We start from the raw sequence: 23,417 nt of genomic DNA on the forward strand, positions 1-23,417 counted from the left end.
TCGCCTCGATTTTATGGGGTTAACCTTGAAATTGACTGATTAACCAACGTCCCACCTGACTTTGATCTCTAGTGCGTGCCTGTTGTAAAGCTGACTCTAAAACCGCAAGTTTTAAATTAGGTAAAACCTTTGATATATCAATTCTTTTGCTACCTCGATCGATTATTTCAAAAGCAAATATTTGAGGATAATCGACGTTAACACTCCAATATTCACTAACTCCTAATTCTTCGTAGAGTAAGCGTTTATTGCCTAAGTCATCATTGAGGGTAGATTTTGAGATTTCAATGACTAAATCTGGTGGGGGATACTGATTTAAATCAATAATCGAAGTCCCATTTGGTATCAGATTCGCTTTCTCTCCTAGATAGTAAGATATATCTGGCTGCACTTCTCTAATTCCTCTTTTGCGATAGGAACAAGTGGGGAGTCCTTGAAAAGGAATTTCCTTGAGGATAGCGTAGAGACTCACCCCCAAAAAGACAACGTGATGATCTCTAGCGTGTTCAAATCCAATAGGAGTCATTTCTAATCGATAATAGCCATTGTAATAATAACTTTTTCCTTGATTTTCTGGAAAATCGTTAATCGCTTCTAGGTATTCTTCCCAACTAGCTTTAATCCATGAGTCAGTTATCCCCCTAGTTTCTAGCTGTTGCATAGTTATCCGATCCCGCTTTGAACTTTTTCTCTAATTATAGCAATTATTGATCAAATCAGAATCAGGGAACTGAGCAAGTATAATGATAGAATGGATTAATTGAGAAAAAATAAGCCCAATTATGACCACAACTTATGATTATATAATTATCGGTGGTGGTATCACCGGTTCCGCCTTAAGCTATGAACTAGCTAACCTAGGCAGTCGAGTCCTCTTATTAGAAAAAGAAACCCATCCCCTCAACGCCACTTTCTACAGTTATGGAGGTTTAGCCTATTGGTCAGCTACCACAGAAATCCAGAGAAAATTATACCAAGAAGGTCGAGAAATTCAGCGCAATTTATCCCAGGAACTGGGCATAGATAACGAATACCGGGACATAGAGCTAATCCTCACCGTTAACCCCGAAGATGATCCGGCCACTGTGGCCGAAAAATTTGCTATCTTTGCTATTACTCCCGAAATTCTTGATCCGCAAGCAGCGATCGCTTTAGAACCTCTATTAAATCCCGCAGCTATCTCTGGAGTTTTACGACTGCCCCACGGTCACATTAACGCCGAAAAAACTAATCTTGCCTATCAACAAGCTTTTCTGCGTCTGGGAGGCACGATTATTCGGGAAGCTGTCATCGAATTAACTGAAACTGCATCGAGAATTACCGGCGTAAAAACCCCTAAACATAATTATTCTGCTGGGGAAACTATCGTCTGTGCGGGGGGATTAACCCGGTCTTTACTGCAAAAATCCGGTATTGCCGCTCCCGTCTATTTTACCCATGCCCAGGTGATCAAAATTCCCCCCACTGAGATCAAATTAAACACCCTAGTTATGCCCGCAATTCCTGCCAGATTGCTATTAGAGCAAAAAATCACCCAACTAGAAAAGCAGGGCATTTGGCAGAGAGAAACCCCAGAAATAATTGCCAGTGTTTTAGAAACGGGGGCGGTACAATTCCGGGATCAAAGCCTTTATCTAGGGCAAATTAGCGCCATTATCACCGATCCAGACGCGATTTTAAACCCTCTGGCCGGGGAAAAAGCAATACGGGCCGCCGTGGGGACATTGCTGCCCTCTTTAGCCTCTCTCCCCGGCAGCTGTCATCATTGCCTAGTGGCTTTTGCTCCCTCGGGACGGCCTTTAGTGGGAGCGATCGCTGATAAAGTGGGATTGCAGGTATTTTCTGGCTTTACCAGTACACTTGTATCGGCTCCGCCCCTGGCCCGACGTTTTGCGCGTCATCTGCTGGGGGAAAATGACGAAATAATTGCAAAAGTCAAGAGAGAAATTAACTGATGGTTGCCATTAATCCTAATCGACTTTTTCCAACTGCCAAAGAATTTGGTTTCCCTCGCGTCTGACCCGGGAGATTACCCAATTTCGCCACGGCCAATGGTCGCCGCGACTGGTAACGGCCCCTGGATTAATATCCATTAAATCGGCCACTTCGGCGCTGGTAATCAAATAACCGCGATTGGCCACTTCATCGGCAATGCGTAGGGTTTCGATGAGATTTCTTAGCTGGTCAACTCTTTCTCCCCGGGGTAATTGGATTTCATCGCCAGCGCTATTAGGTGGTTCATTCATAGTTAGGGTCTGGTCAAAGTTTATTAACAATTAAAAATTGTCGGTTGAGGCAAACAATCAAGCTTTCCTCTCGTTATTCTATCGATTCTATCAATAATAGTTGTCATCAAAACAGTCCTATCCCGTCACATCTTTACTAAAACCCCAAAAACCCCTTGACAAAAAACACAAAATATAGTAGGTAAATCAGGGAAAGTGGTTAGCGGTCACTGATAAGTAGTCGTGCAAAATTAATTTCCTAGTCGAGACAGGAGACAGGAGACAGGAGACGGGATACAGCTATTAGGGATCGGATTTGAGTTTTCAGTTCTCTGTTTGCTCACCACCGCAGAAGTCTGACGGAGTAGTGGCTTAGATGTGTAATTAATTGTGCTTAGATACTTACACTGATAACTGATCACTGATAACTGATCACTGATCACTGATAACTGATAACTGATCACTGATAACTGAAAATAACTGCTATAAAATTGGACTAGCCTTTTTCCCCAGAAAAAAATCCCCATCCATGACCTTAATCCTCTACAACACCCTCAGTCGTCGCGAAGAACCCTTTACCCCCCTCATCCCCGGCATGGTCTCCATGTATTGCTGCGGCATTACCGTCTATGATTATTGCCATTTGGGTCATGCGCGTACCTGTGTGGTTTGGGATGTGGTGCGGCGTTATTTGGAGTATCTCGGTTATCAAGTGCGCTATATTCAGAATTTTACTGATATTGACGATAAAATTCTCAATCGGGCTAAAAATGAACACACCACCATGGCAGCCGTGGCCGAGAAATTTATCCAGGCCTACTTTGAGGATATGGCAAAATTAGGAGTCAGACCGGCGGACGCTTATCCCCGGGCCACTCATACCCTCGACGGTATCAAGCGCCTAGTCTATGAATTAGAACAAAAAGGCTATGCTTACCCCAGCGATGGCGATGTTTACTATTCCGTCCGTCGTTTTTCTGATTATGGCAAACTATCAGGGCGAAAACTCGATGATCTGCAAGCTGGGGCCAGCGGCCGGGTAGAAACCGACGACCCGGAAGCAATTAAAAAACAAGACCCCTTCGATTTTGCCCTCTGGAAGGGGGCAAAACCGGGGGAACCTAGTTGGGATTCTCCCTGGGGCCAAGGTCGTCCGGGGTGGCATATTGAATGTTCGGCTATGGTCAAAGAACAATTGGGAGAAACTATCGATATTCATGTGGGGGGAAGTGATCTGATTTTTCCCCACCACGAAAACGAAATTGCTCAAAGTGAAGCGGCTACGGGTAAACCTCTGGCCCAATATTGGTTACATAATGGCATGGTTAAGGTGGCCGGGGAAAAAATGTCGAAATCCCTCGGTAATTTCATCACTATTCGCGAGTTATTGGCAAAATATGACCCCTTAGCCGTGAGATTATTAATTTTAGGCGCCCAATACCGCAAACCGATCGATTTTTCCGATGAGGGATTGCAGGCGGCCACTAATGGCTGGCATACTTTACAAGAGGGTTTATCCTTTGGTTATAAGCATCTTCCGCCAGATAATCCCACAATTACTGACCAAGAGCTAGAAAATCGCTTTCAAGAGGCGGTAAATCACGATTTTAACTTTGCCGGTGGTTTAGCGGTGTTATTTGAAATCGCTAAGGAGTTACGCAAGGAAGGTAATAATTTAACCCATGCGGGTAAGACAGACAGCAATCTGGCCCAATTAGCGGTAAAATGGCATACTTTGGTGAAATTGTCTAGGGTTTTGGGTCTAGAAATTGCCGCCGACCAGGGAGAAACTCCTGTTTCTGAGGGAATTAGTGCAGCGGAAATCGACAATCTCATCCAACAACGGACAGAGGCAAAAAAAGCGAAAAATTACGCCGAAAGCGATCGCATTCGCGCAGAATTAAAAGCCCAAGGCATTACTTTAATCGACCAACCCGGGGGAGTGACTAAATGGTTAAGAGAGGGAGACTAGAAATTCTTCGGCCACTTCCTCTACTTTGCGATTGCGTCCATCCACCTGATAGTTTAATTTCTGCATAGTGCTGGAGGTAATTTTGCCGGTGAGTTTGGCTAAAACCTGTCGCAATTGCGGATATTTTTGCAAACTATCCCGGTTAAAAATCGGTACCGCTTCGTAGGGAGGAAAATAGCGTCGATCATCTTCTAGGATGACTAAATCTAGCACGGGAATTAAGCCATCGGTGGAATTTCCCGCCACTAAATCCACTTGTTTTTCGGCTAAAGCGCGGTACATTAAGCCTAAATCCATCACTTTCGGGGGTCGGGCAAAAGTTAGGCCGTAGGTCTTCGCTAATCCCTTGTAACCGTCTTCCCTTTCCAAAAATTCATAACCAAAACCCGCTTGCCAATTGGGGGTATATTTCGCCGCTTGCGAGAGAGTTTTAAGATGGTATTGACTGGCGGTTTCTCCCCGGATAACAATGGCGAAAGTATTCTCAAATCCTAAACTGGGAAAGACTTCTAGATTAAATTTTTCCGGATAAATCTTTTGCAGCTTTTCAGAGACTAATCGGGCATCGTTCAGGGGTTTTTCTCGCAAAATTCCCGTGAAAGCTGTGCCGGAATACTCCACATAACCGTCGATTTTACCCGCTTTCACCGCTTCATGACAGATCAGAGTACCACCGAGATTAAATTGACGATCAACCCGTAAATTCGTCTCTTTTTCGATTTCCTGTGCCAAAATTTCCCCTAAAATCACCTGTTCAGTAAAATTTTTGGAACCGATCACCACTGTGCCGGGGGATGAATGGAAAATTTGAGTCAAGAGGAAAGATAGCAAGGCCAACCCGATTAAACCTAATCCCCATTGCCATTTAGAGGGCTTTTTCGGACGTGGCGAAGGGGTAAAGGTCTTTTCTAGCCGACCGAGACTCCAATCGGCAACAAGGGCTAAAAAAGCGGCAGGAATTGCCCCCGCCAAAATTAACTGATTATTTACCGTGGCAATACCGCGAAAAATAAACACTCCCAAACCACCGCCACCGATGGCAGCTGCGATCGTAGCCACACCGATAGCAATCACCGTGGCAATTCTCACTCCTGCCAAAATTGTCGCCCTGGCCAGGGGTAATTCGATATAGCGCAGGATTTGTCCGTCGGTCATACCTAGGGATAACCCGGCTAATTTTAATTCAGGATCAACTTTTTTGATGCCCAGATAGGTATTTAAAACAATTGGCAGTAAGGTATAGAGAGTTAGGGCAACAATAGCGGGAATTTTGCCGATTCCTCCCAAAAAAGGCACGGAAATTAAAAAACCAAATAGGGCTAAACTGGGGATAGTCTGTAGGGTGTTAACGATCGCTATAATCGGTTGAGCGAGAATAGCTTGACGACTAATTAAAATACCTAGAGGAATCCCGATTAAGCTACCCATAGCCATGGCTATTCCCGTCAAGAAAAGATGCTCTCCTGTGCGAAAAGCGATTTCCCCCCCATAATCTAGCCAAAAACTATCCATAAACTTCTCTTAAAGCGGCTGGTTCATCCTATTGTATAGAATAAATAGTATCTATTAGTTCCAGTCTTTACTTAAAGATTCTATCACCATCTTGACATTATTTCCTCCCTAAAGACCAATGACTAACAAATTTAATCCTCGGGCTAAAACTGTTGCCGATTGGGCCTATATCGGTATCGATAAACATTTTCATAAAGTTCTTAAACACGAAGCTGGGGTTTTACTCGATCAGGATCCAGAAGAATTACATCAAATTCGTGTGGGAATGCGCCGTCTTCGCAGTACCTTAACTGGTTTTGATCCCGCTTTAACCATGCCGAAATATGCCGATCAAAAACGGGTGGGTAATCTGGGCAGAATTTTAGGAGAATTGCGAGATTTAGATGTGTTAAAAGAGGCTTTTATCGGTCATTATCAGCCAATTTTGCCCCCGCAAGAACAGGATTTACTGAAGAAAGTTTTACAAGTTCTCGAAAGCCAAAGAAAGAAGGCTTTTGCTAAGGTAGAAAAGCTGTTAAAGTCCGATAAATTTCTCAATTTTAAGGCAGATTTTGCCATTTGGTTGGATAATCCCACCTATCAACCGATGGGAAAATTAGATATTGCCACGGTTTTACCAGACTTATTATTACCGCAAGCGAGTCGCTTTTTACTGCACGAAGGCTGGTTAGTTGGGGTAAATTTAGAGGAAGATCAAAAAGTAGGAGAGTTTTCTAGTCAAGAAATTGATGACTTATTGGAAAAAGAAGGATTATTACTGCACGATCTCCGCAAAGAAGCCAAGCGTTCCCGCTATAATATGGAGTTATTCACTCAGTTTTATGGCGACAAGTATCAAGAGTATCTAGAAGACATTAAAAACCTTCAAAGTATTCTCGGAGAAATGCAGGATTGTTGTGTTCTCTCGGATTTTCTTAGCAAAATTTTCCCCAATTGTCTTGCCAAGGAAATGCCGACTTTATTAGAAATTTTCCAAAATATCCGTCACCAAAAATGGCAAGAATGGCAACCCTTACAAAAGAAATTCCTTGACGCTGACACCAGAAAAAGTCTGCACCAGACAATTTTACAGCCTATTTTTCGGCCAAATAGTGTAGAATTAGAAACTAATCCAGAATCCTGAGATTAGGAACCGATGAATTTTTTTCAAAAGTTAAACCACGCCATTAGTCAAAACCAGACTCTACTTGTCCTCGGTTTAGATGCTAACCCCGAAATGATGCCCTCCACCCCGGGAGAATTAATCGTTAATTTAGAACGGTGGCTCAAGTTTATTATCGATGAAACTGCTCCTTTTGTCTGTGCCTACAAACCAACTTTAGGTTTTTATCAAGCTTTGGGAGCGGCAGGTTTAGAATTATTACAGCGAATTTTAACGGCAATTCCCGCTCATATCCCGGTAATTTTGGATGCTAAACACGGTGATATTAATACCAGCAGTATTTTAGCCGAGACTATCTTTAAAACTTGGCAGGTGGACGCGGTTACTCTCAATCCCTACTCCGGACAGGATCACGTTGCTCCTTTTTTAGTTTACCCCGAGCATGGCGCTTTTATCCTCTGTCATACTTCCAATCAAGGCGCAATTAATCTGCAAGAATTCCCCAGTCGCGACAATCCTTTTTATCTGCAAGTTGTCAAAGAAGCTTGCACCTGGGGAACTCCCGAACAGGTGTTTTTAGAAGTGGGAACCACTCAACCAGAGATTTTGACCAAGATTCGCAATTTTGCCCCCGAAAGATTGATTTTATTACGCAGTATTTGGGAAGACAAAAGTAAATTTTCCGAGTTAATTACTGTGGGTTTAAATAGTCATGGCGAGGGTTTATTAATTCCTGTACCCCAAGACTTTTTATCTCAACCTGATTTGGGAGCAAAAGTCAAGGATTTACGCGAGGAAGTCAACAAAATTAAACAAAATCACCAGCAAGAATCGAGCCAAGATGAGACTTGGACTGCTAACGTTTGTCTTTTAAAACAACATCCTCATCAGGATTTAATTCTACAATTATTTGATATTGGCTGCTTGATGTTTGGCGATTATGTGCAAGCATCGGGAGAAACTTTTTCCTATTATATTGATCTGAGAAAAATTATCTCTAATCCTAATATTTTTCAGCAGGTAATTGAAGCCTATGGAGAAATATTAAAAACCTTGACATTTGACCGCGTTGCTGGTATTCCCTACGGTTCTTTACCCACAGCCACGGGTTTATCTTTATTATTAAATCATCCGATGATTTTCCCCCGCAAAGAAGTAAAAGCTCACGGCACAAGAAGAGTAATTGAAGGTAATTTTCAGGTGGGGGAAACCGTGGTAGTAGTGGACGATATTTTAATTTCTGGCAAAAGTGCGATCGAGGGGGCAGAAAAGATTAAATCGGCGGGATTATTAGTTAATGATATCGTGGTTTTTATCGACCATGGTGGCCCCGTTAAAGATAAACTTCGTAGCCATGGTTATCAACCTTATTCGGTTTTAACCCTAGCAGAAATTACCGATACTCTCTACGAAGCGGGAAGACTGACAGAAGCAGAATATAGCTGTTTTTTAAATCGCTCCCATTGATATTTAGCCATCAGTTATCAGTTATCAGTTATCAGTTACCAGTTATCAGTTATCAGTTACCAGTTATCAGTTATCAGTTTTAAGTAAGGGACTTGCGCTTTGATAATGTACCTTTTGGGCGAACGCAGTTCGCCCCTACATTGTGGACAAAATCCGTTACTGTAGGGGCGCAAAGCTTGCGCCCTCCGATCGATTGGGATATTATTCCCACGCAAGTCCCTAAGCAGTATGTATTAAGTGAGCCTCATCAAATGGCAGTTTCCTGCTGTCTTTTCACTGTTTACTGTTTACTGATCACTGATTACTGATTACTGATCACTGATTACTGATCACTGAAAATTGTTAAGAAACTTGACTGCGTAAGACCTTTAGGGTATTCAGGAGCTTGCTTTCTTCTTTTTCCTCAAAAATAGTTAAATCTTTCGGTTTACAACGTTTTATATGCAATTTAATCCCCTGCGCTCCTTCTGTTTTCAAATCTTCTTCGTAACCAGCTTGAGCGACTTCAGCCTCGTCTTTAGCGAGAAAAGGACCGAAATAATAAGTACATCTGGGATAGTCGGTTTTAATCTCGACCCAGTAGGCTAATCCGAACCTTTCCAGTAAGCTAATCAAAAATTCTTTCATCTCGTTCCCCATCTAAATCTACTCTGGTGGTTTTGTTACGTTCGTTTACATTTCGCAAACTTCCTTCCTATTTTATTTATACTTTCTCCTTTTGGCTATTGGGAGTGTCGAAAAATACAGATTCTCAGTCGGGGGAATTTTGCCAGCGTTGCCGGTAAACCTCGTAAAGAGCCATACCCGCCGCCACCGAAGCATTGAGACTGGGGGTTTTGCCTGCCAAAGGGATAGATACCAACTCATCGCAGGACTTTTGGGTCAACAGACTCAAACCCTCTCCCTCCGAACCTACCACCAATCCTATCGCACCCGTTAAATTGATTGTGTGTAAAGATTTACCAGTTTTTGCCGCCGTGCCGTAGAGCCAAAAACCGGCCGCTTTTAATTCCTCTAAAGCACGATTGAGATTAACCACCCTAGCGACGGGTAAATATTCCAAGGATCCGGCCGCCACTTTCATCACTGTCGATGTCACCCCGGCGGCGCGACGTTGGGGAATAACTACCCCCTGACAACCCATAGCTTCAGCGGTGCGAATGATTGCCCCAAGGTTATGGGGATCCGTAATACCTTCAGCGATGACGATGACGGGGTGGCGACTTCTGCCCTTAGCTTTCTCGATCAGATCGGCTAATTCTATATACTCATAGGGAGACATCTGGGCGGCAATCCCCTGATGATTGGCCTTATTGGTAATCTGATCGAGACGCAGATCATCCACCTCATCAATTACCGTGCCGTTGGCCTTGGCTTTTTCTAAGAGGGTATGATAACGGGGATCGTAACGGAGTCGATTGACCACCCAAATCCGATTAAGTTGGCGCTCCTCCTCCATGGCTGTTAAAACCACCCGGCGACCGTAGAGCAGATCATCAGCTTCTTGGTTTTCTGGAGTTACTGCCGGGGATTTAGCCAGAATTGGCCCAGTTTTTGACCGCAAGGGCCGGCGAGAATTACGATTATCGGACTTGTCACGAAATGGTCGATCGCTCATGATTGATTAATAGTAAAGGAGTCGGGAGTCATCCCGATGGCTATAATTCTAGTTTTTCTAATAGTTGATGTAATCTTGAGGGGTCTTGTAGATAAAGATAGCCGAACAGGGTTTCTAAACTGCTGGCCTGCTGATAGACTTGGGCTGTCAGACGACGGCGTTTTCCCGTGACCGCATTGCGTCCCCGGCGCAGAATTTCTTTTTCTTGGTCTGTCAGATAGGGCTGCAGTTGTGCTAAATCTAAAGCCTGTTGTTCGGCCCTGACTTTGCCCACCACCTGAGCGTGATAGTCTCCCAGACGCTGGGGCGGCAGTAAATAATAGGTGCGGATGTATAATTCATAAACAGCATCCCCTAGATAGGCCAGGGAAGCGGGCGATAATCGGTCAAGACCCTCTAGGATTGGTGAACCCTGGCCATTGACCTGTAAGCGAATTTGTTCGAGAGGAGATTCCACGATTTACGCTTTTTCTAGATGTTTGATCGCCGCTTCCAGGGTGGGTTGCAGGGAAAAAAACTTCTCCAATCGCACCAGTTTTACGGTTTGAGTCACCCGGGGATTGGTAACAATTTGTAAACTGCCCCCTTCGGTTTTGGCCTTTTTCACCAATTTTACTAAGGCCCCTAAACCGGAGCTATCGATAAAATCAATCTGAGCGAGGCTAATAATCACATCCTTGGGACCTTGCTCCACATAGCCTTCGATCACCTTACAAAAAGTCGGTTCGGAAAAGGCATCTAAAAGACCCGTCAAACGGAAAATTTGGTACTTATCTCTGACCTCACGCGTGCCTCGCAAGCTGACGGTCAAGTTAATTGCTTCTGGAATAATCGCCTCCTAGCTCTAGAGCCGTAAAAATCAAAACCCTAGTATATCCTAAAAATTTACGACCGATCCTTTTTTGCTTGCCGCATTAAATCGACAAATTTGGCGAACAGATAATCGGCATCGTGGGGGCCGGGACTGGCTTCGGGGTGGTATTGTACCGAGAAAAAGGGCAAAGACCGGTGTTTTAAACCGGCTACGGTGCGATCATTGAGGTTGAGATGGGTAATCTCCACTTGCGGATTTAAAGATGCCTCCTGCACGGCAAAACCGTGATTCTGACTGGTAATTTCCACCTGTTGCTGGAGTCCACAGGGTTGATTTAACCCGCGATGACCAAATTTCAGTTTAAAGGTTTCTGCTCCTAGGGATAGCCCCAAAATTTGATGACCCATACAGATGCCAAAAGTCGGTTTTTCCCCTTGCAAAAGTTGCTTGGCTAGGGCAATTCCTTCGGTGACAGCCGCCGGATCTCCCGGTCCGTTAGAAAAGAAAATACCATCGGGATTATATGCGGCGATTTTTTCCGGGGGAGTGTCGGCGGGAACCACGATCACCCGACAACCGTAGCTGGCTAAACGCCGGAGAATATTGCGTTTGATGCCAAAATCGATCGCCACCACCGTTAACGGTTCTTGATCACTATCAATTGGCGCAAATTCCCAGGCGGACGGGGTGGGAGTCGTCCATTCGTACACTTCCTTGGTGGTAACTTCTTTAACGAGATTTAACCCGGCCATACTGGGGGCTGCCTGCACCAGTCGCAGTAAATCATGATAATCGAGTATTTCCGTCGAAATTGCCCCATTCATCGCCCCAACCGAGCGAATTTTGCGGGTCAGGGAGCGGGTATCGATGCCATAGATGCCAATAACATGATGAGCGGCCAGATAATCCGGTAGGGATTGGCTAGAACGCCAATTACTGGGCCGGTGGCAGATGTTTTTGGCAATCGCTCCTTTGACCTGGGGACGAATTGACTCCTCATCTTCGGGGTTAACCCCCGTATTTCCCAATTCTGGATAGGTAAAAGTGACGATTTGACCAGCATAACTGGGATCGGTGAGGACTTCCTGATAACCGGTCATCCCTGTGTTAAAGACAACTTCGCCGACGGTGGTTCCCTGGGAGCCGAAGGAATAACCCTCGTAAACCGTACCATCGGCCAGAACTAATAAGGCTTTTTGACTAGCAGCACTGGATATCATCGTCAATTTTTTAATCTTGAGTAGTGGTGAGAAACAGAAGTCAAGGATAGACTAGAACAGGGACTAGAAAACGAATTGCTTAGTTTTAATTGGCTAGGGCGTTTTATGATTAAGAGTACGTCCGCTCAAAGACAACAGCTTCCCCTGACTAGCCATCGGCAAAATCCTATCGCTTAAAAAATAACTATATAAGTAATATGAGTCCAAGAAAACTGACTGATGCCACGAAAAAAGAAATTCTTAAGCTTTATCGGGAAACGGAGGCCACCACTTCCACGTTAGCCGAGCGTTATGGCGTGAGTAGTTCTACGGTCAGTCGTTTTCTCAAAAATTCTTTTTCTGGCGAGGAATACGAGCAGTTAATCCAGAAAAAACGCTTGGCCCGCAATGGTCGCGGCCTTGAGGAGGAGGAGGCAGCAGCGGATTTACCGGAAAAAGCGATCGAGGTGATTAGTTTTCGGGCAGCGCGCACCGAAGCTAAGGATGAGCGGGATTTTGAGCCACCGATCGCTTCTGTGGAACAATTAACCCTGTTAATGGATACCTCTTACTCGCCAGAAGCAGATAATCCGGAAGACACGGAAATTAATGGCGATAAGACCCTAGAAACCGCTAATTTAAACGAGTTTTTCGTCGAAGCTATCGAGGAAGATGAGCTTGACGAGGATTGGGATGAAGAGGAGGATGAAGATGAAGATGAAGATGAAGATGAAGATGAAGATGAGGGAGAACTAGCGGACAGCTATTTAGGCCCGACTATCGTTAAAACCGCCCAACTACAGATCTTACCCCTCTCGGCGGCGGCTTTTCCCAAAACCTGTTACTTGGTAATTGATCGCGCTGCCGAATTAATCACCCGTCCCCTCAAGGATTTTGCCGAATTGGGTAAGGTTCCCCCTCAGGAAATCCAGCAGCGCACCCTCCCCATCTTTGAAAGTCATCGCATCGCTCGTCGTTTCTCCAAGCGCAAGGAAAAAGTGATTAAAGTTCCCGACGGTCGCCTGATCGAAAAAGCTCACGCTCAACTGGAAGCTAAAGGGATCACCCGTCTGCTCATGGATGGTCGTATCTACGCTTTAGAGTAGGGAATTAGGGGATAGGAGACTGAAAAGTCTCCGCCGAACCCGTTGCTGAGGGTGGGGACTCGCGCGGGTTCGTTGAGAGAATTCAGCTTAGATGAGTTTACCCTAAGAAAATATGCCAATTTCATTCAGAGTAGAACTAGCTTACCAATAATCGGCTATGAGTGAGCGCGGTTTTTTTCTGGATTTATCACCGGGGTTAGTGTAGTTCAAACTGGTATTACTTACCCAAGTTTTGGTTATCTGGTCAATGAAATACCGAAATATGCAAGAAAACGGAACCGCCGAGAATGTTTATAAGTTTTCTAGTACCTTATCTCCTTCCGATCCAAGCTATGTGGATAGAAGGGCTGATCTGGAATTGTACCAAGCTCTGATGAACAGTCAGTATTGTTATATTTTCAATTCTCGCAAAATGGGCAAGTCGAGTTTGACGGTACGCATCCAAACTCAAATTGAAGTCCAAGGAGTAGCCTGTTCCCGTATAGACTTAAATGAATTGGGGACATCAGTAGATCAATCTAGCTGGTATCATTCCTTAATTATTGAAATTGCCGAACAATTAAAACTAAATATGACGGATTTAGAATCTTGGATTGCCAGTCAATCTGTTTCTAATGTTGGGTTACTTAGACAGTTTATTAAAGAAATTTTATTGATAAAAATTTCAAACAACATTGTTATTTTTATTGATGAAATTGATGTAGTTAGAAAACTACCCTTTGCTACTGATGACTTTTTTGCTTACATTAGATCTTGTCATGAAAAGCGAGTTATTAATGCAGATTTTAATCGTATTTCATTTGTTTTAATTGGCACGGCTACCCCCAATCAATTAATTCAGGATAGTCAAAGAACTCCTTTCAATATTGGTAAAGCAATTGAATTAAATGGACTGTCGTTAGAAGATAACTGTCAACCCTTGATGCAAGGACTAGAAGGGTTGGGTGTTTCCCCTCAAGAAATTCTACAAGAAATTTTTAGCTGGACTAATGGTCAACCTTTTCTAACTCAAAAATTGTGCTATTTAATGGCCAAGTTTAAAGTTACAATACCTCAGTCTCTCTTATCAGCTTGGATGCGAGATTTTGTTTATAAACACATTATTGATAACTGGGAAAAAAAAGATGAACCTGCTTTTTTATCAAGTATAAGAGAGCGACTTATTTATCATCCTGACCAAGGGTATTTACTAAGGGTTTATGCTAATGTTTTAAAAGGTAAATTGGTGAAAGCGAGTAACACACCAGAACATGATGAATTATTACTATCTGGATTAGTTATCGTCGATAATCAGGGCTATCTTAGAGTGGCTAATGCTATTTATCAGGCAATTTTTAATCAAAAATGGTTATATAATGTATTAGCAGCTAGTCGTCCTTATCAATCGGAAATTGCTAAGTGGGAAGACTCAAATTTTACCGATACAAATTGTTTACTGACGGGGAAAAAGTTAGAGGAATCTAAAAAATGGCAAGAAGATAAAGAATTAGATAGTATCGATTATCGTTTTTTAGCAGCCTCTGAAAGCATTACTCGTCAAAAACAATCTCGTTTATTTATGTTGGTAGCGGGAATATTTACTAGCATTGTTACAGGGTTACTTGGGTTGGGATTCTACCAGTCATGGCTGTTACCTTACTTTTATAAAATTCCCTATACTAACGAGCCTAAACTATTTAGCCAAGGCGAAAAAAAGCTATTTATTGAACAGGAAAATTTTTATAAAGATCGGGGTATTTTGGCTTTTCAAAATGCTAATTATCTGGAAGCTAAACAGTTATTCAAAAAAGCCTATCTTGCTCATCCTGAAGATGCAGAAACATTGATTTATTATAATAATGCTATCGCTTATTTAAGTAATAATTATGTTACTTTGGCGGTGGTTATTCCCAGTGGCAAAAAAAATGAAATTTCCCAAGAAATCCTTAAAGGGATTGCTCAAGCACAATATTTATTTAATAGCCAATTACCGACAAGTGCGAATAATTTATTTTTAAATATCGTTATTGCCAATGATAATAATGATGAAAAAGTTGCCAAGATAGTCGCCAAGGAAATCGTTAAAGACCCCAAAGTTATTGGAGTAATTGGACATTATTCTAGTGAAGCCACCTTAGCAGCTTTACCTATCTATGAAAGAGCCAAAATTACTTTAATTTCTTCTACAAGTTCTTCGGATGTAATTGAGAGTGAATACTTTTTTAGAACCGTTATTACCAATGAAAAAATTGGTGAGACTTTAGCTAATTACGCCAGCAAACATGATCTAGATAAGGTAATTATTTTTAATAATTCTAACCAGATTGATAGCCAAGAACTTACTCAAGAGTTTCGTCAAGCTTTCCAAAAAAAAGGCGGTAAAATCACTAAAGTAATTGATTTATCATCTTCCCTCGATATTGACGCAGAAGTTTTAAAAGCATTTTCCCAAGATCAAGTTAGAGGAATTGTCTTATTTCCCAGTTTGGAATCAGCTTCTGTGGTAGTAGAATTATCCCATACTCTTGAAGAGTTGAATACCAGCAACACTCCAGAACTGAAAAATAAGCTAGTTCTTTTAGGGAGTCATTCCATGTATGAACATGAAATGTTGGTTGATAGCGGTAAATTTATTGATAATTTAGTTTTGGCTGTGCCTTGGTTTTCCCATCTAATTAAGTCCCAAAATTTTGTCAGAGATGCTCAAGCTTTATGGAAAGAAGATATTAGTTGGCGAACTGCTACCAGTTATGATGCGGCTCAATCATTTATAGCTGCTATTAGAGCCTTGCAATCCCAGAATAAAATTTCTTTAGAGTTGATACAAGAACATTTAGAAAACCTCAATCTTTCGGCCAGTTTGACCTCAGGTAATCCTCTCAGGTTTGTAGATAATGAATCTGAATCTAATCGAGAACCAATTACTGTGAAGGTTGAGAGTAAGTTAGAAGCAAAACTTGAAAAATCAATTCGGTTTCACTGGGAATCTCAACGAGACTAATCAAGCAAGTCGTCAAAATATACTTGATACAAATTGCAACGCACCTCTAGGGTATCATAATTTTTGTCGATCAGTCCCAATCGTTCCAAAAATTGGACAGATTCTCCTTTCATTTGCGCCGGAGTCAGAGCTTTTTTCTGAAGAATTTGCCTAAAAGTATTCCGTAGGTTAGCATTACTTTTCAGATATCTCATCAGGAGGAAAAAATGACTTTGAAATGGCTCTCGTCCCTGCAAGGCATCATCTAGAACCTTTTCCAGAGAATTCCCTTCTTGCAATTTTACCAAGATTAACTTAATTAAATAAGGATTACCTCCCACTAAGTTCATGACCTTATTAACATCTGATAACGTCCAATTCATGCCATGAACTTGAGCGAAAGAGAGAACTTGTTCCGCATTAAAATCCGATAAACTGGCCACATAACCTACACCAATTAAGGGAGAGGCATAAAAATCGTAGTTGCTATAAAATTCCGTTGAATGAATAATAATTAAGCGCAGTTTCCGCCAAGGTTGGGAACGTCTTTCATGCCAACTTCTGAGAATACCACAAATTTCATTACCGAGTGTTTCAGTTTCCAAAATTGTATCAAATTTTTCAAAGACAAAAACCAGAGGATTAGCGCTGGGTTGGAGAACATATTCCTCTAAATATCGTCGAGTTTTGTGGGCAGGAGTTCCGGGACGAGACCAAAATTTATCGAGAAGAGATTCGTTAATCTTTAATTCTTGGGTAATGGTACGACAAATCGACAGCAGCAAGTCTTCACAACTAAGGGCAATAGTGGATTTTTCCTCCTCACAATCAATGATAACTGGTTGATAATTATCTTGTTTGAGATGATGGACTAACCAATTAACTAAACGGGTTTTGCCACTATTATGAGGTGCACGAATTCTTAGCAATGATTGTTCTTGCTGAAGAACTTTGAGACAATTTTCCTCCAGAGGTGGACGTTTCACATAATCCTTAATATAGGTCTGATAATCCTGTTGTTTTTCCTCATCTAAAGAGGAGAGAATAGCAGCAATTGCGGGAGATTGATGTTTACTTTTGTTTGCCCACTCTTGATCAAAGCTCCTTAGGTTAGTTAAAATATCATGACCCCGTTGCCAAAAAGTAATTTGAAAAGTACGAATTTTTCCTTGATTATTGAGACGATGATCTTCCAAAATACCTAAAAACTTTTCGTTAAGATATTCCGTCAAAGCATCGCGAATTTGCCATGACTCCAGCTTTTGACCACATTTTTCCGTCAGCATTTCTAAAGCATTAAGTTCGGCTTGAATTTTCAATTTTTTCTCATTAATCCAGCTAAATTTAATAGCCAGATTTTCACAATTATCCACCTCGTAGTTAGCAAACTTTAACAGAGCATTAAGCAGATATTTGGTTCTTTGTCTGGGAATATCCCCATAGGTAACTTTTCTAGACATTTGTTTATTCTCAATTAGTGTGAATATTTTCTCAATAAGTCCAATTTATCGAGGTACTCTAGACAACCTTGACCACATCTCTCAAAAAAATTTTCCGCAAAACCCCGAAGTTCCCCAAGGTTTTTCTCCACCCCCAAGTTACTCAAACTCCAGTCTGGGATAGCAATTGAGGGCAAGAAAAATTCGCCTTTGACTGTGGGTGTACTCACAATGCCATAATCAACCACAACAAGGTTCAGATTTTCTTAATAGTCTTTTTACCCTTGCTATGGCAGCACTTTGACCGATATCTGTCTGGCTATTTTGTGCCGAATTAGACAACTCCACTGGATGACCGACTATGACTAAAATTGCTGATATTGCCTACGTTACCTATCAACATCCGGATTTAGACCTGTGCGAACGTTTTTTGAGGGATTTTGGCCTGATTACCGCAGTTAAAACCGATACAGCCTTGTATATGCGAGCTAGAGGCAAAAAACAGTTTGTCTATGTCGTAGAATGGGGAAAAGAAGCTAAATTTGTCAGTTTTGCCCTAGAAGCGACATCAGAATCCGTCTTACATGAACTAGCCACTTTAGCCTCCGCTTCGACCGTGGAAACCCTGTTCACCCCCGGCGGTGGTCAGCGCATCAAAATTATTGACCCCAACGGTTTTAACCTAGAATTGGTCTATGGTATCGAGGAAGTGGAACCTTTGCCGATTCCCGAACCCTTGCAATGGAATCACGCTAGTCGGAAAACCCGTTTAGGTCGCACCCAAAGGCCGAAAAAAGAACCCGCACCTATTTTACGTCTAGGTCATCTAGCTATTGATGTCAAAGACTTTGAGGAAAGCTATCACTGGTATCAGCAGACTTTTGGCTTAAAAGCAACAGATTTAATTTATTACGGCCATCCCAGTTTACGAGTCGGGGGTTTTCTTCGTTGTCAACGGGGAGAGGAATGGGTTGATCATCACACCATCGCCATGTTGCAAGGTTCTCACCCCAAAGTCCATCATACTGCCTTCGAGGTGCAAGATTTTGACTCTATTAAAATCGGCCACGATTGGTTACGAGAAAAAGGATGGACTCCTGTGTGGGGTATTGGTCGCCATTTGTTGGGAAGTCAAGTGTTTGACTATTGGCAAGATCCTTTCGGTAGCCTCATTGAACATTTTACCGATGGGGATCTTTTCGAGCAAACCACCGAGCCAGAACTTCATGCGGGTGGGTTAGATATTCTCTATCAATGGGGACCAGCGATTCCCGAAAGTTTTTTAGGTTAAACCGTTGAAAAAGTCTTATAAAAGGGGTTAGATGATGAATATTGCTGAAATATTTCAAAAAAGACGCTCTACTCGTAAATTTCGCACCGATGCCATTCCCGAAGAAATTTTAGCCGAAATTTTTCGTTTAGGATTCCAAGCACCCTCTAGTTATAATTTGCAACCATGGCGATTTATTGTGGTTAGAGAACCAGAAAATAAGGCAAAATTGCGAGAATTCGGCTTTGAACAAGATAAATTGGTCGATGCACCCGTGGTTTTAATCTGTTGTGGCGATCGCCAAGTTAACCATCGTGGTTACATTAATCAAGTGATTGAGTTAGGAAAGCAAGAGGGGACGATTTCCGAAAAACGGGCCAAGTTCATGCACATGGCCATTCCGCCTTTTTTCCAATTTAAACCCTGTTATCAGTCTCCAGAAGCTTGGAGCAACCGACAAGTTATGATTGCGGTTACTTATCTCATGATAGCGGCGCAAAGCTTGGGGGTGGATAGTTGTCCCCTAGAAGGATTTGTGGCTAAACCCTTGCGCGAGTATTTCCAAATTCCCGATACGGTCGATGTCTGTTGTCTCTTAGCCTTGGGATACGCTGATGAACCCTTGAGCGAGTATGGGGGACGTTTTGGGACTCAGAAGCTCTGCTATGGCGAAATTTACGGAGAAACCTTTAATTTAAGCCCAAATCACCCCTAGAGTGACCGTCGCCCCGTCACCAGAAACTTTTCCCGGTGCGAGAGGATTAAATCTTTGTCTTCGATTCCATTTAATAATAGGGAGTAAAAAAATGACTCTTTGTTTAGATACTAAGCTTAATTTGTCAGAAATAAGCAGTTTAGTCGATATTATTCGTTATCGCGCCCAATACCAACCCCGAAAAACTGCTTATACCTTTTTAGTCGATGGCGAAACCGAAGAAAAACGCCTTACCTACGGGGAATTATTTCTAGAAGCGCAAGCGATTGCCAATAGTCTCCAATCCATCCTATTACCGGGGGAACGAGTTTTATTAGCATACCCTTCGGGATTAGAGTTTATTACTGGGTTTTTCGGCTGTTTATTAGCAGGAGTAGTGGCAATTCCAGTTAATTTGCCCAAGAAAAACCAAAAGATGGCTCGCTTAACTTCTATTCTTAACAATTCGCAAGCAAGCTTACTTTTAAGCACACAATCGGAATTAGACCAATTAAAAAGGCAACTAGACAGAGACATTCCCTTTCTAGCTACGGATAGCTTAATCGGCAAAAGTTTAGCCGAAGACCACCCCACTCAGATAAAAGCAGAGACCTTAGCCTTTTTACAATACACCTCTGGTTCCACGGGGACTCCCAAAGGAGTGATGGTCAATCACGAGAATCTTTTGACCAACCTCCGAGATTTAGATTTAGGCTGGGAACACGATGAAAAGAGCGTTATGGTGACATGGTTGCCAACTTTTCATGATATGGGGCTAATTTATGGTATTTTACTGCCTTTTTATCGAGGATTTCCCTGTTATCTCATGTCTCCGGTTTCCTTTTTACAACGTCCTTTCGGTTGGTTAAATGCCATCAGCAAATACAGGGCCACCCACACTGCCGCCCCTAATTTTGCCTATAAACGTTGTCTTGACAAGATTAAAGAGGAACAGCTGGCGGATTTAGACTTAAGCAGTTGGAAAGTGGCTTTAAATGGGGCAGAAACGGTCAGAATGGAAATTTTGAGCGAATTTGCTCGTAAATTTGCCCCCTGTGGTTTTGAGTTTGCCGCCTTTTGTCCGGGTTATGGTTTAGCCGAGGCCACCTTAAAAGTTGCTGCTGTCAGGAAAAATCAAGTTCCTCAAATCTGCTGGGTTGAAAAAGCCGCTTTAAACCGTCATCAAATCGTTTTTACAGAAAAAAGCCCAAATTCTCAATCCTTAGTCAGTTGTGGACAAACAGAAATCGACACAGAAATTGCCATTGTTAATCCTGAAACCTGTCAACGCTGTCCCTCCCAGCAGGTGGGAGAAATTTGGGTGAAAGGCAAAACCGTTGCCCAGGGCTATTGGCAACATCCCGAAGCTACAGAAAAAACTTTTCAAGCAGTTATCGCCGATACTGGACAGGGTTTTTATTTGCGTACAGGGGATTTAGGTTTTATTCATCAGGGTCAACTATACATCACCGGACGCTTGAAAGACCTGATGATTATTCGCGGTGGTAACTACTATCCCCAGGATATCGAACAGACCGTAGAACAATGCTATCCCGACTTTTGCCCCAGTGGAACTGCCGCCTTTACCGTAGAAATCGAGGCAGAAGAAAAGTTAGTCCTGGTTCAAGAGGTAGAAAGAACGGCAATTCGCCGTTTTAACCAGCAAAAAGCCCTAGAAGCAGTTCGTCGAGCGGTTTTTCAAGAACACGAATTGCAAGTTTATGATATTGCTTTTATCAAACCCGCATCTCTGTCCAAAACTTCTAGCGGCAAAATTCAACGCCACGCTTGCCGTCAACAGTATTTAAACCAGCAACTTCCACTAATTTCATCCCCTATGCCGACGCTAACCCCCCCCCTCAGCAGTCACCAAGCTGCCCCCACAACCGCTAGTCAAGAAAAAACCGAGCAAATCTTGACTTGGTTGCGAGATTACGCCAAAACTCGCATTAATTCCCATCTGATTGATGACCGTCGTTGTGTGCCGCCCTATATTGTCATGGATTTTGGCAATCAAGGACTGATGGGAATGCAGATTCCCGAAGAATACGGGGGAATAGCCCTTAATAATCGCAATTTTTTGCAGGTGATGGAACAATTAGCCGCCATTGATTTAACTCTGGCGACGATGGTGAGTCTCAATAACAGCTTAGGTATCCGTCCGCTGCTCAACTACGGGACTATTTCCCTCAAGCAAGAGTTATTACCTCTTTTAGCGACAGGAAGGCAATTATCCTCCTTTGGCATGACGGAACCGGAAGCAGGAGCGAATATCGGGGCAATTAGTACCGTTGCCGTGCCGGATGGCCGAGATAAATGGCGAATTCGCGGCCTTAAGCGTTGGAATGGTTCCGCTTGGGCCGGAATGATTAATGTTTTTGTCCGTTTGCTTGATTCGGAAGAACCGGGGAATAACGGTTTGACAGGTTTTCTTGTCCGTCAAGGCACCCCCGGTCTGCGTTTGGGACCTGAATCCCTAACTATGGGATTACGGGGAATTATGCAAAATGCCATCTATTTTGAGGATGTTTTAGTCACTAAAGAGCAATTGCTGGGAGAATTGGGCAATGGCACTGAACCCGCCGACGATGCTTTACTTTATGCCCGTTTAGGGATTGGCATGATGGGAGTTGGCGGCATGAAACGCTGTTTACAATTAATGTTACGTTATGCCAGTCGTCGTTCGATCGCTACAGGTAAATTGCTAGAAAGTCCGATTACTTTAGCCCGTTTTGACCATTTAACTGGGGCTACGGTGGCCTTGTCCAGTCTCTTAAAGTGTATCACCACCGCCTTAGACCAAAAAGTTGCCGTTCCCAGGGAAATGGCAGTTATTGCCAAGATTACGGGGGCTGATTACCTCTGGGAAGCGGCCGATAGTCTCGTTCAGATGCTCGGGGGTAGAGGTTACATGGAAACTAATCTTGCCCCGCAAATTCTCCGGGATGCCAGAGTTTTACGAATTGGCGAAGGTCCTAACGAAAGTTTGAAAATCTTTTTGGGCAAAAGTATCACCCATACGGACAAATTAGGCGAATTTCTGACAAAAGTTCTGGAAGCGCCCGAGATTGCCCTGCAACTCCACACCACTGCCCAATCTATTAATCAGCGTTGTCTCCAGTCTAATCTCTGGGGTGATCGTTCTGCCGCCTTAGCTTGGGCTTATTCTTTAATCGGAGAATTGGGTTGTTACGCCGCTTTAGTAGCAACAACAGCGAAAATGTCCCAAATTCACCCCGGGGAAAAGTACAGTCATGCCCTAGCTTGGAGTCAATTGCAGTTTGATTTATGTGTGCAGAAAGCTCTCCGGGGAACACCCGAAGAAAACTTTGCTTCTTCGGTGGCGACTATCCGCGATCGTATCCTCGATTATAGTCAATCTATTGATGATATCGAACAACGTCTAGAGGGTTCCGATTATCAACTCGACGAGTTATTGACGTTGGAACCAGAAGCTAAACAGACTCATCCTCAAGCTGAAACTTCTCTGGTCGAAATTGCTATTCAAACGCCGCAGAACCGAGTAAATAGCCCCTCTAGTCCGAAAAAGTCCCTTATTAGCCAACAAACTCCCGAAAAGGTGGAAATGTGGTTAAGTAATTGGTTACACCAGAAATTAAAGGTCAATCCAGCCACTATCCAAACCAGCCAGTCTTTTGCTGATTTTGGCTTAGATTCAATTTTTGCCGTGGAATTAGCGCAAGATATTGCCGATTGGTCGGGAATCCCCGTCGAAGCCACCATTGTTTGGAATTATCCCACTATTGATAGTTTGGCAGAATATTTAGCTAACCAGATTAATCAAAGCAATACGGCGGCTGAATCGACAAATAATCGAGAAAAAAGCGAAATTTTAGCAGTTTTACCCCAAATATCCGAAGAAGAAATCTCAGCCTTCTTTAGTTAATCGCTGGTGGGGATAGGATAGCTAATTTCCCTTGACCTATCCCCCACCTCGGAGTCACGGGGACAATTGTGACTATGCCACTAAATTTTCCCATCCCGACAGTATCAAGGTTTTTCCCGCTTATCCGTGACTT

Annotated in this window: 19 protein-coding genes; 9 read left to right on the plus strand and 10 right to left on the minus strand. The window is 42.9% G+C overall.

All coding sequences use genetic code 11. The features are described from left to right. Positions 1-19: 19 nt before the first annotated feature. The gene (locus IM515_RS08210) at positions 20-661 is read right to left on the minus strand and encodes a Uma2 family endonuclease (protein ID WP_287630034.1); all 642 of its coding nucleotides are present in this window, start codon (positions 659-661) and stop codon (positions 20-22) included. A gap of 121 nt (positions 662-782) precedes the next feature. On the opposite strand from IM515_RS08210, the gene IM515_RS08215 reads away from it, so the two are divergent. Next, positions 783-1,955 carry an NAD(P)/FAD-dependent oxidoreductase gene (locus tag IM515_RS08215; RefSeq protein WP_287630035.1) on the plus strand — a complete coding sequence of 391 codons (1,173 nt, stop codon included), beginning with the start codon at positions 783-785 and terminating at the stop codon, positions 1,953-1,955. A 15-nt stretch (positions 1,956-1,970) separates the two neighbouring features. Here the strand turns inward: IM515_RS08215 and IM515_RS08220 are convergent, their stop codons facing one another. Beyond that, the gene (locus IM515_RS08220) at positions 1,971-2,246 is read right to left on the minus strand and encodes a hypothetical protein (RefSeq protein ID WP_002768833.1); all 276 of its coding nucleotides are present in this window, start codon (positions 2,244-2,246) and stop codon (positions 1,971-1,973) included. Positions 2,247-2,476: 230 nt separating this feature from the next. After that, on the minus strand, positions 2,477-2,752 hold the full coding sequence (locus IM515_RS08225) for a hypothetical protein (protein WP_002768835.1): 276 nt from the start codon (positions 2,750-2,752) through the stop codon (positions 2,477-2,479). Positions 2,753-2,754: 2 nt separating this feature from the next. Here IM515_RS08225 and cysS point away from each other — a divergent pair, with 2 nt between their 5' ends. After that, positions 2,755-4,197: a cysteine--tRNA ligase gene (gene cysS / locus IM515_RS08230; RefSeq protein WP_287630037.1), complete on the plus strand. Its 1,443-nt coding sequence runs from the start codon at positions 2,755-2,757 to the stop codon at positions 4,195-4,197. On the opposite strand, the gene IM515_RS08235 is transcribed toward cysS, so the two are convergent. Beyond that, positions 4,180-5,709 (minus strand): glycine betaine ABC transporter substrate-binding protein, encoded by a 1,530-nt coding sequence (locus IM515_RS08235; protein WP_287630038.1) that lies wholly within the window; start codon positions 5,707-5,709, stop codon positions 4,180-4,182. The genes cysS and IM515_RS08235 overlap by 18 nt on opposite strands. 118 nt (positions 5,710-5,827) lie before the next feature. Here IM515_RS08235 and IM515_RS08240 point away from each other — a divergent pair, with 118 nt between their 5' ends. Then, positions 5,828-6,832 carry a CHAD domain-containing protein gene (locus tag IM515_RS08240; protein ID WP_287630040.1) on the plus strand — a complete coding sequence of 335 codons (1,005 nt, stop codon included), beginning with the start codon at positions 5,828-5,830 and terminating at the stop codon, positions 6,830-6,832. 12 nt (positions 6,833-6,844) lie between these two features. Then, complete coding sequence (locus tag IM515_RS08245) at positions 6,845-8,278, plus strand: bifunctional orotidine-5'-phosphate decarboxylase/orotate phosphoribosyltransferase (protein ID WP_287630041.1); 1,434 nt, start codon at positions 6,845-6,847, stop codon at positions 8,276-8,278. Between the two features lie 342 nt (positions 8,279-8,620). Here IM515_RS08245 and IM515_RS08250 read toward each other — a convergent pair whose 3' ends face one another. From IM515_RS08250 to carA, 5 genes are all read right to left on the minus strand, one after another. Further along, entirely contained in the window at positions 8,621-8,917 is a 297-nt protein-coding gene (locus tag IM515_RS08250) for a DUF1816 domain-containing protein (protein ID WP_002768846.1), read from the minus strand. Positions 8,918-9,029: 112 nt separating this feature from the next. Then, complete coding sequence (gene rlmB, locus IM515_RS08255; RefSeq protein ID WP_287630043.1) at positions 9,030-9,896, minus strand: 23S rRNA (guanosine(2251)-2'-O)-methyltransferase RlmB; 867 nt, start codon at positions 9,894-9,896, stop codon at positions 9,030-9,032. Between the two features lie 40 nt (positions 9,897-9,936). Then, positions 9,937-10,353: a Mini-ribonuclease 3 gene (locus IM515_RS08260; protein WP_287630044.1), complete on the minus strand. Its 417-nt coding sequence runs from the start codon at positions 10,351-10,353 to the stop codon at positions 9,937-9,939. Between the two features lie 3 nt (positions 10,354-10,356). After that, positions 10,357-10,707 (minus strand): STAS domain-containing protein, encoded by a 351-nt coding sequence (locus IM515_RS08265; protein ID WP_287630045.1) that lies wholly within the window; start codon positions 10,705-10,707, stop codon positions 10,357-10,359. Positions 10,708-10,781: 74 nt separating this feature from the next. Then, on the minus strand, positions 10,782-11,930 hold the full coding sequence (gene carA, locus IM515_RS08270) for a glutamine-hydrolyzing carbamoyl-phosphate synthase small subunit (RefSeq protein ID WP_287630046.1): 1,149 nt from the start codon (positions 11,928-11,930) through the stop codon (positions 10,782-10,784). A 197-nt stretch (positions 11,931-12,127) separates the two neighbouring features. Here carA and IM515_RS08275 point away from each other — a divergent pair, with 197 nt between their 5' ends. Then, a complete protein-coding gene (locus IM515_RS08275; RefSeq protein WP_287630047.1) occupies positions 12,128-13,015 on the plus strand; it encodes a helix-turn-helix domain-containing protein in 888 nt (295 codons plus the stop codon). 247 nt (positions 13,016-13,262) lie between these two features. Then, on the plus strand, positions 13,263-15,995 hold the full coding sequence (locus tag IM515_RS08280; RefSeq protein ID WP_287630048.1) for an AAA-like domain-containing protein: 2,733 nt from the start codon (positions 13,263-13,265) through the stop codon (positions 15,993-15,995). Here the strand turns inward: IM515_RS08280 and IM515_RS08285 are convergent. Then, positions 15,992-17,434, minus strand: a complete 1,443-nt coding sequence (locus tag IM515_RS08285; protein WP_287630049.1) for an AAA-like domain-containing protein — start codon at positions 17,432-17,434, stop codon at positions 15,992-15,994. The two genes, IM515_RS08280 and IM515_RS08285, sit on opposite strands and share 4 nt — an antisense overlap. A gap of 340 nt (positions 17,435-17,774) precedes the next feature. Between IM515_RS08285 and IM515_RS08290 the strand changes: the two genes are divergently transcribed. The 3 genes from IM515_RS08290 (at position 17,775) to IM515_RS08300 (ending at position 23,284) form a co-directional block, all read left to right on the plus strand. Beyond that, positions 17,775-18,704, plus strand: coding sequence for a VOC family protein (locus IM515_RS08290; RefSeq protein WP_002732692.1), 930 nt, complete (start codon positions 17,775-17,777; stop codon positions 18,702-18,704). Positions 18,705-18,735: 31 nt separating this feature from the next. Next, entirely contained in the window at positions 18,736-19,398 is a 663-nt protein-coding gene (locus IM515_RS08295) for a nitroreductase family protein (protein WP_002776854.1), read from the plus strand. A 91-nt stretch (positions 19,399-19,489) separates the two neighbouring features. Continuing rightward, positions 19,490-23,284: an AMP-binding protein gene (locus tag IM515_RS08300; RefSeq protein ID WP_287630051.1), complete on the plus strand. Its 3,795-nt coding sequence runs from the start codon at positions 19,490-19,492 to the stop codon at positions 23,282-23,284. The last annotated feature ends 133 nt before the right edge of the window (positions 23,285-23,417 follow it).

Origin of the sequence: Microcystis sp. M44BS1, from assembly GCF_020244875.1 — a bacterium.
GTDB lineage: Bacteria > Cyanobacteriota > Cyanobacteriia > Cyanobacteriales > Microcystaceae > Microcystis > Microcystis panniformis.